Raw genomic sequence first — 16,402 nt, 5'->3', positions numbered from 1 at the left:
ATGTGACTGTTATGTTTGATATTGGGTTTTCCGAATTACTCTTGTTTGGCGTCATTGCTTTAATCGTATTGGGCCCAGAAAAACTGCCGCAAGCCGCACGTACCGCTGGGCAATGGTATGCCAAACTGCGCCGTACAGTATCCACTCTACAATCTGAAATAGAAGCTGAGCTTGATCTAGCTGAAACACGTCAACAAATGCAAAATGAACTTGCGAAAATCCGTCAGACCGAGTCGGATATGAAGCGCGAATTAGCAGAAATGCGTGGCAGTATGCAAAAGTTTGAGCAGTCACAGAACCAAAGCCTAGACGCTTCACATCAGTCAATCACCCCTTATGATAAAGACCATCAACAGAATACTACCTCCTCGTTCATTAAACAGGAGGCGGATCAGTGAGCCTATTTAAACGGCAAAAAAGTCGACAAGAAAAAATAACAGATATAGAGTTTGAGGCGCCAACAGATACAACACAGAATAGTGAGTCTGGAGATACGTTAGGTACGCTTGGCGATATGCCTATTACCGGACATTTAATCGAGCTGCGTACGCACTTAATAAGAATATGCGTGGTCGTCTTAATTATATTCTTAGTATTGGTGGGATTTTCACGCGAGCTTTATAATCTTTTATCAGACCCATTAGTGGCGCAGTTACCCATCAATTCGACCATGATTGCCACTGATATAACGTCAAACTTTATGGCACCCATTCGCTTAACGATATTCGTCGCCGCATTTTTAGCAATGCCTTATATCCTGTATCAAATTTGGTCATTTGTAGCTTCCGGCTTATATAAAAAAGAGAAGAAAATTGCCATTCCTGTACTGCTATCTTCGATATTTCTATTTTATGCTGGTGTTGCTTTTTCCTACTTTGTCGTACTCAAAGGGGTATTGAAATTTTTTATTATGTTCGCTCCGCAGAACGTTATACCAATGACCGATATTGACAGTTATCTGAGCTTTGCCCTCAAGCTATTTATGGTGTTTGGACTGACTTTTGAGATTCCAGTGGTTACCTTATTGCTGATAATGGCCGGAATCGTTTCTACTCAAATTTTAGAAGATAAGCGTCGTTATATCATAGTCGGCTGTTTTGGGATCGCCGCGGTAGTGACACCGCCTGATGGTGTATCAATGCTGTTGTTGGCGATTCCTATGTGGCTATTATTTGAGCTGGGTTTACTCTTAGCAAAGATATTAATTAAAAATGAACGAAATAATGATTTAGTCTCAGGGAATGAAACATTAGAAAGTAGCTAGCACTACTTAAATACGCCAAGAACCTTTTTTACTTTTTACTTTTTACTTTTTACTTTTTACTAGAGTATGTCAGCGTGAGTACTCTACTTAGCGACGGACTCTAAATGGAACACCCAACTAATAACAACGAAAAAAATGACGGTCTTGCAAATCGACTTAACCAAGAGTGCTACTGCATTACCCTTGATCGTAAAGCGCTTAATACAAGCCTTCAAGATCAATTGGTAGAAACTAGAAACAATCCAATAGGAGCGAACGAGCTTAATAAGCTTTTTTCAGCAACACCCGTGTTCGTTCCCAAAACAGAGATAGAGGCGATGGAGCGAATCGTCAGGGCTATCGAGTCAGCTGCCGAACTGCCATTGTATCAAGAGCAAGTGCTGTCGTGGGCACCAGAAATAGCTGCTTTCGACCCAGGCCCAATAGGGGCCCTCATGGGTTATGACTTTCACTTGGGTAGCGATGGACCTCAGCTCATCGAGGTCAATACTAATGCCGGTGGCGCATTTCTGAATGTGTTGCTCGCTCGCGCACAAAAACGCTGTTGCAACCCCTCAGAGCAAAGCGCTGCAACCAATCAAATGCTAGATAGGTTCGAGGAAGCAGTGTTTGACATGTTCAAACAGGAATGGCAGCGACAGTCCGCTGTTGCTATGCCCAATCGGATAGCCATTGTGGACAATGACCCCGAGAGTCAGTTCATGTTCTTAGAGTTTGAGTTAGCCTGTCAACTGCTCCAAGCTAGAGGTATTGATACTGTGATACTTGATCCCTCTGAACTCGAGTATATCGACGGTACGTTAACAGCCCATGGCCAGAAAATCGATATGATTTACAATCGGCTTGTCGACTTTGCATTTGAGGACCCTGACCATGTATTGCTTAAGCAGGCTTATTTAGAGGGTGCTGTGGTAGTGACACCCAATCCCCGCGTACATGCTATGTTGGCCAATAAGCAAAACCTGACATTGCTATCAGACTCCCAAATATTGCGCTCTTGGGGTCTGGATGAGGCTGCAGTGGAGTGCCTCGAAAGGTCTGTACCGAGGACTAAGATTGTATCAAGAGACGATGCAGCAGAGTTGTGGCTTACTCGGCGGCAACTGTTTTTTAAGCCAGTTGCTGGTCATGGAAGCAAAGGCGTTTATCGCGGTAGCAAACTGACTCGACGCGTCTTCGAAAACATTCTGGATGAAGATTATATCGCACAGACCTTTGTCCCTGCAGGAGAGAGATCACTCAAAATTGATGACATCGTAACAACAAGAAAGGTAGATATACGTCTTTATACGTATGGCGGAAAACTGTTACTACCTGCTGCGCGTGTGTATCAAGGTCAGGTGACTAACTTCCGTACGCCAGGCGGTGGATTCGCGCCTGTCTTTCAGGTGTGATCGTCTAGGTCTTATTTAGATGGCATTAGGCTGTTATAAGTCCGGTTAACTAATTCAATATTCTTCTTACCTAACCCCAGTTCGGGATAAGCCACATTGTAACTCATTGATACTATTTACAATGTAGCCACCTGCCCTTGCTGAGGCATGTTTTTGATGGTGGGTTTATAGGGAAACCAGCGATAAGCAATCAAACCTGACAGCAAGTTTGTAATAAAACCCGTGACACTACGATGGCGTGAATGCTCAATCTGACACAAGTTTTTCAGCTCCCCAAACACCGTCTCAACCAAAGAGCGATGATTGAGTAGCGCCTCATCTATCGGCTTGAGTACTTGCGGTTTCATATTACGCCGAAGTTTCGTTATCAGCCTAGTATCACTGTGTTTTGTGAGCCACTCGTTCAGTGCTTTACTGATATAGCCTCTATCCCCAAACACCTTGCCAAACACAGGCGTTGCCATATCCTTAACAGGCACTCTGTCATCCGTATTACCCGCAGTGACTTTAACAGATACAAGCTCGCCCTTGTGATTGATAATGGCGTGCAGCTTAAAGCCGTAAAACCAGCCCATGCTGCTTTTGCCTCGGGTTGCAAGTCCCTTAAAGACTTTATGACGGTAGATACGTTTGTTATGACAAACTGCTATCTTGGTTGAATCAATATAGCTGATACCTGTACAGTCGCCCATCATGCTTTGCAAGTAGGCACACAGTGGCATGATACTGCGCGGCATAAGCTTTATAAATCGTGAGTAGCTCGGCAGGTTTGGAAACTCCTGTTTCATCATGCCATGCATATGGTGGTAGTAAAAAGACTTAAACTGTCGATACCGCCGTTGATGAAACAGTACCAAGATGGTCATAATCTCTGCTACACTTATCTGGCATGCTCTTAACCTTTGGTGTCCCGTTGCGATTAAGTGAGCGTCAAACTCAGGTTTGAATTGCTAATAAAAGTCGTCAATATGGCAGTATAGTTCGGTTAGGTTGTCCATGTAAGAAGTCCTTGTTGTGAAGTTTGTCTTGGTAAACTTACTTTAGCAACTTTGGACTTCTTTTTTTATCTTTTTTTTGAGCGCTTATCCCGAACTGGGGTTATCATAACTAAAGAAGCGAAGTAATACTCAAATACTCAAATACTCAAATACTCAAATACTCAAATACTCAAAATCATTTTGACTATCTGTATCAAGGCTTGTCAAATTACAATGGTCTGTTATCAGCAGTTCCTTTTATACAGTCTGTTTTAAGTAGTTTATTAGCGTAAATAGGGTCAAGAAAAATATTGATTACGTTTTAGGCTATGGTATTTCAGCCGAATCTCTTATAGCCGAATCATCATCGCAACGATGATATTTATACCAGATTGATTATCAAAGTAGGCTTCCCTGCGTATAGCAGGGTTTCCCCTACCTATTCAAATCATCTGTCTCATCTTTAAAGGTTTCTACAACGACAGCAAAAATGTCATCCCAAACTGCCTCATTTGCCAAAAACGGATAATCCTTAAGTAGCTTATTACTTTTAGCACCTTTATTTTGTAGCATGCTGCGAATGATTCTATCGGCATAGCTGTTGGGCATCTCAATAATCTCTTTTATCGCCAGTCGTGCATGGTCATGTTGTCTTAGGTACTGTGACTCGTTATGCATCTCTTTTTCAATAACATGCGCAATCAGTCCTGATAAGTACTGAACATGAGGCGTCAGGTCCATAAAGCGCCATGCCGGTTGAATAAGGTGACTGTCTTCAAAATTTAAGTTTGAGCGAATACCATCAGGGTAAGTAATCGCTTGTTTATCAAAGCTGTAATGATCACGGATTTGCTTCATAAGGGGCACAGAGACACGGTCTAAGATTTTATCATAGGCATGACGGTCTGAGGGATGCTCAGCAATGGCTTGTGATATAGGTAGGATAATCGGCTCATGAATGACTTGGTCTCGTCTAAGGACATCATTAATTAAAAAGCGATGTACGCGGCCATTGCCATCCGCTAGCGGATGAATATACACAAAGGCAAAGGAGACAACAGCACTACGCATCAGTGCTGATTGTCCCTCAGTCTTCTCCATAAATACCTGTAATCCTGCTAGCTTATTAGCAATGTCATCAGCAGGTGGCGCGATATAATGCACAATTTCTTTAAAGCCATTCACCTGGGTATGCGACACAAAAACTGGAGATTGACGGACGCCATACTGCTGGATGACCGTTTTGCTACCAAGTATCTCTTGTTGCAACTCTGCTAGCGACTCAGGATCAAGCGGAATATCGCCCTTGCCGGTACGCCGTGCCATCACATCGGCGAAACGTTCAATACGTTTTAACTCTTTCCCTTCACCTTCTATAGTAAAACTGGCTTTACTCTCTCGTAATGTCATCCATACGGAGGCACGCATCAGTAAGTCTTGCCCAAATTCATCGTTCAGCTTGTCAACCATTGTGGCAATATCGAGTGCAGCGGCTTGCGTAAACAACTCTGTTTTCACCAATTGAGGACAGAAATGACGGGTTCCTGCAAGATTGTCATTGATACGCCAACGAGCATTCTTTATGACATGCGCAGGGCTTGAAGTAACCTGCTTCTTAGCATCTAGAGCATCCACATAGTTACCGCCTAAATTACTCGGTACTGCTAACTGCTGACCCATGAGCCATTCATACAAGAAAGCCATTCTACGGGCATAGCTGCCTGTGGGCTCAGCGTTTACCCATGCTTGTACGTCATTAGCCCCTATCTGCTCAAACAGACGAGCCAGTAACTCCAAATTCAGTACTTCATGACGCATGTGAAACTGTAAGTGCGCAATGATAGTGTCCAGTGGCCGCGCAGTTTCCTGATAAGCGTTATGGATGACATCACCGTCTTTATAGGTTTGCCTGCGCCCACCGATACTACTGCTGACATATAAAGGCGAAACCAGCTCGATGCTGGCATAACGGATAAGCCATGCTGCGCCAATAGGGTCTGAAGTAGGGGTATTCATCATGAGGGGCTCAAGCGATTATAGATAAGCCATTTTGCAGAAAAGCGATTATGAATGCAATATAATGATTATAATGAAGCCTCATTGCATTAAATCGATTTTTATATGACGCTGTGATGTCTTTAGATAAAGATCGAAGGGCGTTTTAAGTGGGCATAATTGAACGAAATTGAATGATGAAAATACACCGTTCTTAACACAGCTACGTAGTAATAGAGTACCTATTTCTGCAAATAAAGCCTTCTTGCCTCGCGTGTAAAGCCTTATATATCAGCTGTTTATGAACAAAAATAAAATAAAATACCTCAGCTATGAGCCTGGCTTTAACACCCGGTAAACAGTAGCTACGCCAACACCAACTGCCTTAGCGATTTCCTCTTTTGTCATATTGCCTTGACTGTCTAATTCTCTAATACGATTGTGTTTCGTTGTATTAGGCTTCTTACCGGAGGGCTTATAGCCACTGTTAGCCAATCCCTGCTTGATACGCTCTCTACGCTTGTCGTTATCAAGCTTTGCCATCGTTGCTAATAAGTCGATCAGCATATGGTTAATCACTGTTAGGATCTCACCTGTCATGCCATTATTAACTGTATGCGTCGTTGGTAGATCAGCCACCACCAATCGCAAGCCTTTGTCTTTGATACGCTGCTTTAGAATTGCAAAATCATCTTGAGATAATCGGCTTAATCTATCCACGCTTTCAACCAGTAGAATATCGCCTTGCTCAGCGTCCTTTAGCAGCTTGGCTAATAATGGTCTATCGAGCTTTGTACCACTGAAATGCTCGACGTACTCAACATGGTTATCATCATAACTTGTACTGAAAGCCACCAAATCAGCCAATGCTCTGGTAGCGTCTTGATCCTTAGTGCTGGCTCTCACATAAATACGAACAGTCATAACCCACCTCTATTATTTAGACTTAATAATTAGTGCTCATTGATAATAACAAGATATTACTATCATTTAATAATATAAAAAAGTCTAATGATAGATAGATTATCATTTAAAGGTTTTATGTTTTGGGTATAGGCTAATGATAGGAAAAAAGCACAGCAGCCAGTCTTATAATTCAAAAGTCTGTTATAGATGGTTCCATGCTAACAGTCTGCTTTAAGTAGTCTGTTAATAGGTTTGAAAGGTAAAATAACTGGTTTCCTTGGGGTATACCCTACGATAACAGGAAATCCATCGCGGATGACAAAACCTGTTTAGCTTTTAAACAAGACGGGTTTGTCGATAGTATGTAAGATAAGTTGGAAAAGTAACTAGAGTGTAAGACTATTCATACTGGGTCTGAATCAAAGTTTTATTGTGATTAATTTCTGCTCAATATTATTCATTTGTCGCCATGATGAGTGATGGCGGCTTGTAATTTAGTTAGGAAAAATAATCTTGAGTAATAATATACGTTTGTATCATTTGTATCATTTGTATCATTTGTATCATTTGTAGCAGAGCTTGTTCTAGGCTTCTTTACTTACACTTTTCTGTAAGTTATTTTTTAGTAAATGATCGAATATAAATGGGCCAAAAGGTAAGAGTGAGCCGAGTACGCCCGCAGGTATTGCCCAAAGAGGCATTTTCATTTTGATAGCTGAGCCTATAAGTATTATGATATAGGTAATAAACAAAATACCGTGTGCCATACCGATGTATTTCACACCTTCTGGAATATCCAGCATATATTTTAGTGGCATGGCGATGAAGAGCAATAATAAGAAAGAGGTGCCTTCTAGGTAGCCTATAAGGGTAAGACTTTTTAACGCGGTCTCTTGTTTTTTTCTAAGGCTGTGAATTTTTTCAATAGTTGGCTGAGCCTGTGACACTATATTTTCCTTTTGTTATTATCAATAAAGAATTTATGGATTATTCAATGTCTCTATAATAATGGCTCTACGCAGAGCTTTTAAGTATTGGGTTTTAAGACCTAAAATGAGTGAGTACCTATACCAGTCATACATTACCTTCCAGTTCACATTTTATAAACATACTCAAGTATAAAAAGTATTTTTCCGTATAGAGTGACTACGACGCTAGTTCATTTTGTTTGTGATAATCGGCATCAATGTGCTTATTTATTACGCTTACTTTCTAAAAATATCATGTCAATTATAATCAATGCGACACCGACACAGACACCTATATCTGCAACATTGAAAATAGGATAATTCCAGACATCAGCATAATGCACATGGATAAAGTCAACCACTTTACCAATTCTTAAACGATCGATTAAGTTGCCAATCGCACCACCGAGCATTAAGGCTAACCCCATGGACAATAGCTTGGCTGCACGTGGCGCTTTGATTAAATAAACCGTTAAAAAGATAGCCATTACAAAAGCTAAGCCTGAGAAAAACCATTTCTGCCAACCGCCAGCGTCGGCTAAAAAGCTAAATGCTGCCCCATAGTTATAAGCGAGTGTCCAGTTGAGAAATGGTTCAATGACCGGTACGGGGTCATTGAACGCTAATTTGGTTTGGGCCAACCACTTAGTCCATTGATCAAGTATTAATACCATTATCGCCAACAAATACCAGATAAAAGCGCGACTGCCATTGGCAACCATTTTTGGCATTTTATTCAACTTACCTTTAGGTGTTATCGAGTTGCCTGAGGTTACGTACATAGCTTTAGGCGTATGATTCATGGTTTTAGAGTCAATTGATTGATGAGTACTACTCACAGCTATAGGTACTTTATTGTCAGCAATATTAGTACTAGCCGATTCAACGCTATTCAATTTAGTACTATCTAATCTGTCGGTAGATTCAGTCATAGTTGTTTTCTTTATCTGTGTTTATACAATGAACAATGTTAAACGTATATGTTTTTAGTATACGACTATTAATAGCGCCACTTTTAAAAACGGCTCCACTTACCGCTCTGGTATTATGAAACTTACGGTAATAATTTTTTATTAGGGAATCTGTTGATTGATTTCAATATTAACCTGAGTCTGTTCAGCACTAATCACTATCGGATTACCCGATAAGTCGCCTGACTCTGCTATGGCATTACCGCTATGACTAATACGAGCAACGACTGCTAACTGAGTTTTGTCACTACGAGCTGAATTTAACGTGCGATCTGGCATCATCGCATCAAGATTGCTTAAGCGGATACTGGCCTCACCTTGCTCAATAACACTAATGGGTAAACGTTTGGCGGCAAACGGTGGACCTCCTTTAACGTCACGTATCGCAACAAACAACACATCATCAGCTTTCACTAACGGTAATAAATTAGCGTTAATTTTCACTGTCACGTCAATACCTTCTAGCGCTTGCTTTTCTTGCGTGCTAACGTAGTTGCTTAACTCATCTAAGCTTGCTAAAGCTTTAGTATGATCACCTGGTTTGGCCACAATGCTGCCTTGTAAGCGTTTAATCCAACCTTGCGCTTGGGCAAAGTTACTACTACGAGTCTCACCCATTGCCATGAGCATTTGAGCCCGTTCATGCTGCGGATTCTTAGCTAATATAGCTTGTAATACACGGCGAATATTGGCGTCTAACTGACCTTCATTAACGAAAAAGCTAGTCTGAGCATAAGTGGTGGCGATTTCTTCATTTTCAGGAGCTAAACGATAGGCACGAGATAAGGCTTCCAGCGCAGAATCAGTTGCCTCCATAGATAAGAAAAGCTCGGATAGGCGCATCCAGCGATTAGGATCATCAGCATTACGATGAACATTGGTTTGCATGGCGCTAATCAGTTGACGACCATCTTCAAACGCCCATGATGGCGGCTTGTCAATTTTAGCTGTCAATAGGTCGTCAGCCACTTGTCCTACTTTGTCCTCAGCTGTCCACAAATCAAACACGGGCGTACGATTGCCTATTAGTAAATACGCCATTGCAGCCAATATTGGGATCCAAGCTGCGACAATTAAACGGCTTTTGACATCAGGGGTGACCATAGGTGTTATCTGACGCTGCGCATCTAATAGCTGACGCTCAAGCTCCAGCTTTTGATTTTGATAATGGCTATTATTAATAGTACCGCTGTCTTTATCTGTTTGTAGCTCAGCTAAACGTTCGCGAAATACTGCAACATTAATATCTAGCAGTTGATTGTCTATTGGTTTGGACTGCAAACGCGGTGCTCGTAGCCATGGCATAATAGCAATCAGCGCAAATATAAGAGCAATCAGCAAGCTTAGAGTTACAAATAAGCCAAAAGTAGAAAATAGAGTCATTTTTTGTCCTCTAGGCTAGTAATGTCGTGGTCGACACTCTCAGCTTGCGATAATAGACGATCAAGCTCAGCCTTTTCCGTAGAGGTCAAGGCAGCAGTACTGTTCACTGTGACGCCGCTTTGACCACGGGCAACAACTTGGCGACGCTTACTTTGCCAAAACCAACCAATAATTAAGACGAGCAATAATAGTGGTGGAAAAAACCATAGGATCCATGTTGATGGTCGCATAGGCGGCTTGTAGCTAATAAAGTCACCGTAGCGCTCTTGCATATAGACGCGTATTTCAGCATCACTACGTCTATCTTTAATTAAATCATAGACTTTTTGCTTTAGATCCTGTGCAATCGGTGCATCAGAGGCTGCAAGGTTTTGATTTTGGCATTTTGGGCAGCGAAACTCTTCTATTAATCCACGATACTGAGCTTCTTGCTGTGGTGAGTCAAAATCGTATACGTCAATAGCTGCGTTTGCCGTCATGTTAAGCAGACACGCTAGTATTAAGCTTGCTAGTTTTAAAACTATATTGGGTTTTAGTTGAGGAGCTCTTATTCGAATAACGTTCATTTGCACATCTCCTCAACCTGAATGAGATCAGGACTATCGTTGTTCTTATTAGCCTCATTAAGTACGGTCAGGCACGGCTTAACACGCTGTTGCCAATTGGCTTCATTAACCTCACCAACAATATGCTGACGAATGATGCCATCTCCATCCACAACAAAGGTTTCGGGCGCACCAGTTATGCCTAAGTCTAGAGCAAACTGACCCAATGAATCCTGAATAGACATAGAAAATGGATCACCGCCTCGGTTTAAGTAACTGAGCGCATTACCAATCTCATCCTTATAATTCACACCAACGATATCAACGCCGCGCTCTTCTAGTTGCATTAAAAACGGATGCTCAATAACGCAAGTTGGGCACCATGAGCCCCAAACATTAAGTAAAAACGGCTTATCCGGCAAATTATCATTGGTGATAGTACGGGTAGTATCTGCTAATAACGGCAGCTCAAAGGTAGGAACCGGACGCTCAAGAGCGGTATTGGTCACAATGTCTGTTGGTTTACCTAAGCGCATGTACAATATAACTACCAAACCAAAAAAGAGGATAAGCGGAATTAAGAACCATAGCTTCGTCTGCTTTTTTTTCATTGTCTTTGGGTTACGCTGCTTACTGTTTTGGCTATCTTTTTGCTCAGGAGTATTATTCGACATAGTCATTTATTTCTCCTTTAGTGTCGACATCGTCGATGCTGAGATTGCCTGTTCAATAGCTACCTCATTGACTCCATCAGTAGCCAGATCACCAGTAACTAGCAATGGAGCTTTAACTTTTTTGATGCGGTATCGTTTATCAAGCATGCTAATTAATCCACCTAGAGCCATGATAATTGCCCCTAACCAAATCCAGCGAATTAATGGTTTTACATAAATCCTTAATGCCCATTGGTTACTACCATCGGCAATAGGTTCGCCCAGTGCGACATAAACATCGCGCATAAGATTGGGGTCAATAGCGGCCTCAGTTGTTGGCATAGTGCTGATAATATACGTACGTTTTTCAGGATATAGCGTTGCCACTTCTTGGCCATTCTTAGTCACTACAACCTCAGCTTGCGTTGCATCAAAGTTACTCCCCTTTATTTCAAAAAATTCAGTTACTTCAAAATCGTAACCTTGAACATTGACTGTATCGCCAATACCCATTGCTACGTCACGCTCAATACTCAAGCTACTAGTAAAGGCTATGCCAATGACAGCAACCAATACGCCAATATGAGCAGTCTGTTGACCCCAATAGCTCAGACGCAACTGCCGCAAACCGTTAAAAAGATTAGGCGCATTCTTAGTTTTATCTTTAAAATCAACTGCCATCCATAGCAGTACCCAAAAGCTAACGGCTAAAGTCACACCAATATTAAGCATAGACGATGGATTAACAAAGTAAGTAATAATGGCGGCTAATACTAAGCTACTAACGGCGATGACCATGCCTATACCCAGTAGTGGACGGGTGTCTTTTTTCCAGCGAATATTTGAGCCCATACCCATAGCTATTAATAACAGCCACGTTAAAGGTACAAATAATGCATTAAAATAAGGAGGGCCGACGGACACTTGTCCTAAACCAAAGGCATCAGCGATAATAGGATAGAGGGTGCCGAGCAACACCACTAAGGTTGCAATCAAAATGATGGCGTTGTTGATCACTAAAAAGGACTCACGTGAAATCAGCTGATATTGACTTTCAACGGTTAAACGCCAACCGCGAACGGCAAACATCAATAGACCACTACCGATGATAATGCCAAGAATAGCTAAGATAACCAAACCACGCGTCGGATCAGCGGCAAACGAATGCACTGAGGTAAGGACTCCAGAGCGTACCAGGAACGTGCCAAGCAAGCTTAAGGCAAAGGCGAAAATAGCCAGCATGATGGTCCATGCTTTAAACACCCCGCGCTTTTCAGTGACTGCTAATGAATGCAGCAATGCTAAGCCGACAAGCCAAGGCATAAACGAGGCGTTCTCTACCGGATCCCAAAACCACCAACCGCCCCAGCCAAGCTCGTAGTAGGCCCACCACGAGCCCAGTGCAATACCAATGGTCAAAAATCCCCAAGCCGCGAGCGCCCATGGACGTGACCAGCGTGTCCAAGCAGCATCTAAACGCCCTTCCCACAATGCCGCCATACAAAATGCAAAAGGCACTACCATACCCACATAGCCCATATATAACATGGGCGGATGAATAATCAGACCGAAATCTTGTAGGACGGGATTTAAATCAGCGCCATCGACCGCTAGATTGGGTAAGGTACGCTCAAACGGTGACGAGGTAAATATCAGCATTGTTAGCATCATTAACTGTACACCGGCCAAAATAACTAGTACCCGCGCACGCATTGATAACGGCAAGCCGCGACTAAAGTATGATACCAGTGCACACCATGTGGCCATGATGGTCATCCATAGCAGCAAAGAGCCCTCGTGTCCGCCCCATGTCGCCGATAACTTATAGTACCAAGGCAACAGCGTATTGGAATGCTGCGCGACGTAACTGAGGCTAAAATCATTATAATAAAAACCTGCTATCAAAGCGCCAAATGACGTTATCATGGCGGCAAACTGTGCCCAAGCTAAGCTAGGGGCTAGTCGTTGCCAAGCAACTTGGTTACGAATAACACCAATAGTTGGCAGAATTACCTGCAATAACGCCAATACAAAAGCGGTAAGCAAGGCAAAATAGCCCAATTCTGTAATCAACATACGGTCTAACCTTATTTACTCTAATGCGGTTGCAGTTTACTGTAGCGGTGGAATTTTTATTATTAGAACCCACCCCCGAAATCTGCTGCTATCTCTAGTTTTTAATTGATTTCGAAGGGTTTTATTTAACTACTTTAGGCGCAGTTACCATTGGAGGCGCTCCTTTAAAGCGCAGTAAACGTAACGCATTGAGAGTAACGAGCACTGTTGCTCCAGCATCAGCTAGAACCGCAATCCATAGTCCAGTAATGCCGAATACGGTCGTGATCAGAAAGACGCCTTTGAGACCTAAAGCGAAAATGACGTTCTGATGAATGTTGCGCATGGTGGCACGCGAAAGTGCAATCAGATGAGCCATGTCTGTAACCCGACTTTTCAATAATGCGATATCGGCCGTCTCAATGGCCACATCGGTACCACCACCCATCGCGATGCCAACATCAGCGGTTGCTAGTGCTGGCGCATCGTTAATACCATCACCCACCATCGCTATTTTGCTGTTATTCTTCATCTCGTTAAGCAAGCGCAGTTTGTCCTCAGGCAACAGCTCAGCTTCCCATTCCACGTCTAAATTACTGGCAAGTGCTTGAGCGGTTAAGCGGTTGTCGCCTGTTAGCATGACGGAGCGCACACCCATCGCTTTAAGTTGAGCCACACCTTCATGAGCGTCGTCTCGTAACTCGTCTCTTAGTGCGACCAATCCAAGCACTTCTCGACTTTGCTCATCGAAAAGAACTGAGACGGTCTTGCCCTCATTTTGCAGCGCCTCGATTTGTGCCTGTTGCTCGGCTGAAATTGATGCCTCATCTGCGGCATAAACAGGCGAACCGATAGCTAGCGCGCGCCCAGCGATAGTTGCGTGTACCGCTTTACCCGCAGTAGCAGAAGCTTTAGAAGCCACAGGTATGACAACTTTGGCGGCTTTGGCATGACTGACAATGGCTTCAGCAAGCGGGTGACTAGAACCTGTCTCCACACTGGCAAAGAGCGCCAATACCTTATCTTTACCTTGAGAACCCTGATCCTGAGAATCCTGACCTTGAACACTTGAATACTCTTGTGTAATGTCAACAACATCGGTCACGCGTGGTTTGCCTTCAGTTAAAGTGCCTGTCTTGTCAAAAGCGACTGTCTTCACTTGGCCGATGGTTTCTAAAGCACTACCGCCCTTGATCAGCAAGCCGCGGCGCGCACCGACCGCTAGACCAGAGGCGATAGCAGCTGGTGTTGAGAGCACAAGAGCACAAGGACAAGCGATCAATAATAAGGCTAGACCTCGATATAACCAAGTTGACCAATCTCCGCCCATGGTTAACGGTGGGACGATGATAATTAGGGCGGCAATAGCCATCACAGCCGGTGTATAGTAACGACTGAATTTCTCAATAAAACGGGCAGTGGGTGCTTTGGAAGCTTGCGCTTGCTCTACCAAATCAATAATGCGCGAAATAGTGTTATCGGCGGCTGTCTTTTCTACGCGCACTTGGAGCACACCATCGATGTTAATTGACCCTGCAAATACATTGTCACCCATCGTCTTGGCAACAGGAACAGACTCTCCCGTCACGGGCGAATCATCAAGGCTGGACGCACCTTGAACAATGGAACCATCAGCAGATACCCTATCTCCAGGACGCACCAGCACAAGGTCATTCACTTGTAGTGAAGTCGCTGGAACGTTACGCTGCCCACCTTGAGCATCAAGTAAAATCGCACTTTTCGGAACCAGCGATGATAAGGCTCTGATGCCAGCGCGAGCGCGATCAGCAGCGATACTCTCAAACAGTTCACCGATTGAGAACAAAAAGACAACCGCTGCGGCCTCTTCAGCTTCACCAATGATAAGTGCGCCAAGCACGGCGACGGACATCAGCGTTTCAATTGAAAAGAATGAACCTGTTTTAGCCAGTGCTAAGGCTTTGCGTGCAAATGGAAAAACGCCTACAATCACAGCGATGGCAAACACCCATATCCCATAAGCGGGGAACAGTAGTGACAGTGCATAAGCGCTGCCCATCAAAATACCGAGACCAACAACCTGTTTGCCTTTTTGAGTTTGCCACCACCGCTTATCCTGCGGAGCCATCTGATTGTCGCTGTCAATATCAATAGCCGATACAGTTTGTTGACCAGTATTGGCAGATATACCGAACCCTAGGCTTTTGATGGTTTTTTCGATATCACTAGCCTGAGTCGGCGCACCAGGGGCTAAATTTAGCTCTAGCGTTTCTGTAGCGAAATTCAGCTGAACATCAGAAACCCCAGGCATACGTTTCAAAGCTGTTTCAATCTTGCCGATGCAACTGGCACAGTCCATACCTTCAATATGATATTTCATAATAATTTACCCTTTGAATAATGATATTATGAACCCTCTAGTGGCTTTAGAGTCAAGGTTATTCATCTACAGTTTCGTAATTTTAATTTCTCTAGCGCCAGTCTTTACAGCCACTTTAATCATTTAAATCATAGAGGTTGTTATGACAATCAAAATTGGTGAGCTCGCTAAACGCACAGGTGCCACAGTGGAAACCATTCGCTATTACGAAAAGGAGCACTTATTACCTGAGCCTTCTCGCAGCGCAGGGAATTATCGTTTATATAATGAAGAGCACATTGAACGTCTACAATTTATCCTACACTGCCGTACGCTTGACATGGCTTTAGACGAAGTAAGAATCTTACTTGAATACTGGGAGGAACCTGATAAAGACTGTGGTGATGTGAACTCATTACTAGATAAGCAAATTTATGCTGTAGAAATACGAATGGAAGAATTGATGCACTTAAAGCAGCACTTGACTGTTTTGCGTCAGAAATGTGCAAGTAGTGCACCAGCAGTATCATGTGGCATCTTAAACGCGCTGGTCGATAATTCCTGTCATGAGTAATGATATCAGTAGTGTTCATTTCTAACTGATCAAATCATGAAAGGTTAAATACACCCTGATGTTAAGCACAAAAAAACCCAGCAATGATATTAAGATCACTACTGGGGTTGGAGGAAATAATAACTATGTTGTGCTGACTTATCAGGTCTTATTTATCATTCATAGCAAGGTAGATATTTCGATCTGATGCGGATGCGTCATCCACGTATTTTGAATCACGCCATGTGGTATAAGCATAGACACCACTGTATGGGCTGATGCTGTTCTGACGGAAATCAGAAATCCAGTTTTCGCCATCAAAGATTTGGATATGGCCATGTGGACGCTTTGATGAGCGATCATAGACAATAACATCACCTACTTGGGTTGGCATATCATT

General features: G+C 43.0%; 13 protein-coding genes and 2 pseudogenes. 4 read left to right on the top strand and 11 right to left on the bottom strand.

Annotated elements, in window-relative coordinates:
* The first annotated feature begins 11 nt into the window (after nucleotides 1–11).
* From tatB to JFC10_RS13750, 3 genes are all read left to right on the top strand, one after another.
* Nucleotides 12–398: a Sec-independent protein translocase protein TatB gene (gene tatB, locus JFC10_RS13760; protein WP_036599454.1), complete on the top strand. Its 387-nt coding sequence runs from the start codon at nucleotides 12–14 to the stop codon at nucleotides 396–398.
* Nucleotides 395–1,264, top strand: coding sequence for a twin-arginine translocase subunit TatC (gene tatC / locus JFC10_RS13755; RefSeq protein ID WP_011959994.1), 870 nt, complete (start codon nucleotides 395–397; stop codon nucleotides 1,262–1,264). Before tatB ends, tatC begins: the two co-directional genes overlap by 4 nt.
* A gap of 104 nt (nucleotides 1,265–1,368) precedes the next feature.
* Complete coding sequence (locus tag JFC10_RS13750; RefSeq protein ID WP_036599449.1) at nucleotides 1,369–2,658, top strand: ATP-grasp domain-containing protein; 1,290 nt, start codon at nucleotides 1,369–1,371, stop codon at nucleotides 2,656–2,658.
* A gap of 116 nt (nucleotides 2,659–2,774) precedes the next feature.
* On the opposite strand, the pseudogene JFC10_RS13745 reads toward JFC10_RS13750, so the two are convergent.
* From JFC10_RS13745 to JFC10_RS13700, 10 genes and pseudogenes are all read right to left on the bottom strand, one after another.
* Nucleotides 2,775–3,656 (bottom strand): annotated as a pseudogene (locus JFC10_RS13745) (IS982 family transposase).
* 414 nt (nucleotides 3,657–4,070) lie between these two features.
* Nucleotides 4,071–5,654 carry a Fic family protein gene (locus JFC10_RS13740; RefSeq protein ID WP_087945737.1) on the bottom strand — a complete coding sequence of 528 codons (1,584 nt, stop codon included), beginning with the start codon at nucleotides 5,652–5,654 and terminating at the stop codon, nucleotides 4,071–4,073.
* 306 nt (nucleotides 5,655–5,960) lie between these two features.
* Complete coding sequence (locus tag JFC10_RS13735; RefSeq protein WP_011959997.1) at nucleotides 5,961–6,554, bottom strand: recombinase family protein; 594 nt, start codon at nucleotides 6,552–6,554, stop codon at nucleotides 5,961–5,963.
* Between the two features lie 566 nt (nucleotides 6,555–7,120).
* Nucleotides 7,121–7,483 carry a DUF3817 domain-containing protein gene (locus JFC10_RS13730; RefSeq protein WP_087813587.1) on the bottom strand — a complete coding sequence of 121 codons (363 nt, stop codon included), beginning with the start codon at nucleotides 7,481–7,483 and terminating at the stop codon, nucleotides 7,121–7,123.
* A gap of 245 nt (nucleotides 7,484–7,728) precedes the next feature.
* Nucleotides 7,729–8,436 carry a signal peptidase II gene (gene lspA, locus JFC10_RS13725; RefSeq protein WP_045448075.1) on the bottom strand — a complete coding sequence of 236 codons (708 nt, stop codon included), beginning with the start codon at nucleotides 8,434–8,436 and terminating at the stop codon, nucleotides 7,729–7,731.
* 141 nt (nucleotides 8,437–8,577) lie between these two features.
* Entirely contained in the window at nucleotides 8,578–9,858 is a 1,281-nt protein-coding gene (gene ccmI / locus JFC10_RS13720) for a c-type cytochrome biogenesis protein CcmI (RefSeq protein WP_045448072.1), read from the bottom strand.
* On the bottom strand, nucleotides 9,855–10,337 hold the full coding sequence (locus tag JFC10_RS13715) for a cytochrome c-type biogenesis protein (protein WP_020443538.1): 483 nt from the start codon (nucleotides 10,335–10,337) through the stop codon (nucleotides 9,855–9,857). Before JFC10_RS13715 ends, ccmI begins: the two co-directional genes overlap by 4 nt.
* An 83-nt stretch (nucleotides 10,338–10,420) precedes the next feature.
* On the bottom strand, nucleotides 10,421–11,083 hold the full coding sequence (locus JFC10_RS13710) for a DsbE family thiol:disulfide interchange protein (protein WP_082638013.1): 663 nt from the start codon (nucleotides 11,081–11,083) through the stop codon (nucleotides 10,421–10,423).
* Nucleotides 11,084–13,132 (bottom strand): heme lyase CcmF/NrfE family subunit, encoded by a 2,049-nt coding sequence (locus JFC10_RS13705; protein WP_058368779.1) that lies wholly within the window; start codon nucleotides 13,130–13,132, stop codon nucleotides 11,084–11,086. It abuts the gene before it with no gap.
* 121 nt (nucleotides 13,133–13,253) lie between these two features.
* Nucleotides 13,254–15,470: a heavy metal translocating P-type ATPase gene (locus tag JFC10_RS13700; protein WP_198333361.1), complete on the bottom strand. Its 2,217-nt coding sequence runs from the start codon at nucleotides 15,468–15,470 to the stop codon at nucleotides 13,254–13,256.
* Nucleotides 15,471–15,612: 142 nt separating this feature from the next.
* Here JFC10_RS13700 and cadR point away from each other — a divergent pair, with 142 nt between their 5' ends.
* The gene (cadR, locus tag JFC10_RS13695; RefSeq protein WP_060492340.1) at nucleotides 15,613–16,023 is read left to right on the top strand and encodes a Cd(II)/Pb(II)-responsive transcriptional regulator; all 411 of its coding nucleotides are present in this window, start codon (nucleotides 15,613–15,615) and stop codon (nucleotides 16,021–16,023) included.
* A 148-nt stretch (nucleotides 16,024–16,171) separates the two neighbouring features.
* Here the strand turns inward: cadR and JFC10_RS13690 are convergent.
* Nucleotides 16,172–16,402: pseudogene (locus JFC10_RS13690) on the bottom strand (CHAP domain-containing protein); the annotation flags it as partial.

Origin of the sequence: Psychrobacter aquimaris (genome assembly GCF_016107525.1) — a bacterium.
In the GTDB taxonomy this organism is placed as follows: Bacteria; Pseudomonadota; Gammaproteobacteria; order Pseudomonadales; family Moraxellaceae; genus Psychrobacter; species Psychrobacter aquimaris.
This window is presented reverse-complemented; position numbering and strand designations above follow the sequence as displayed.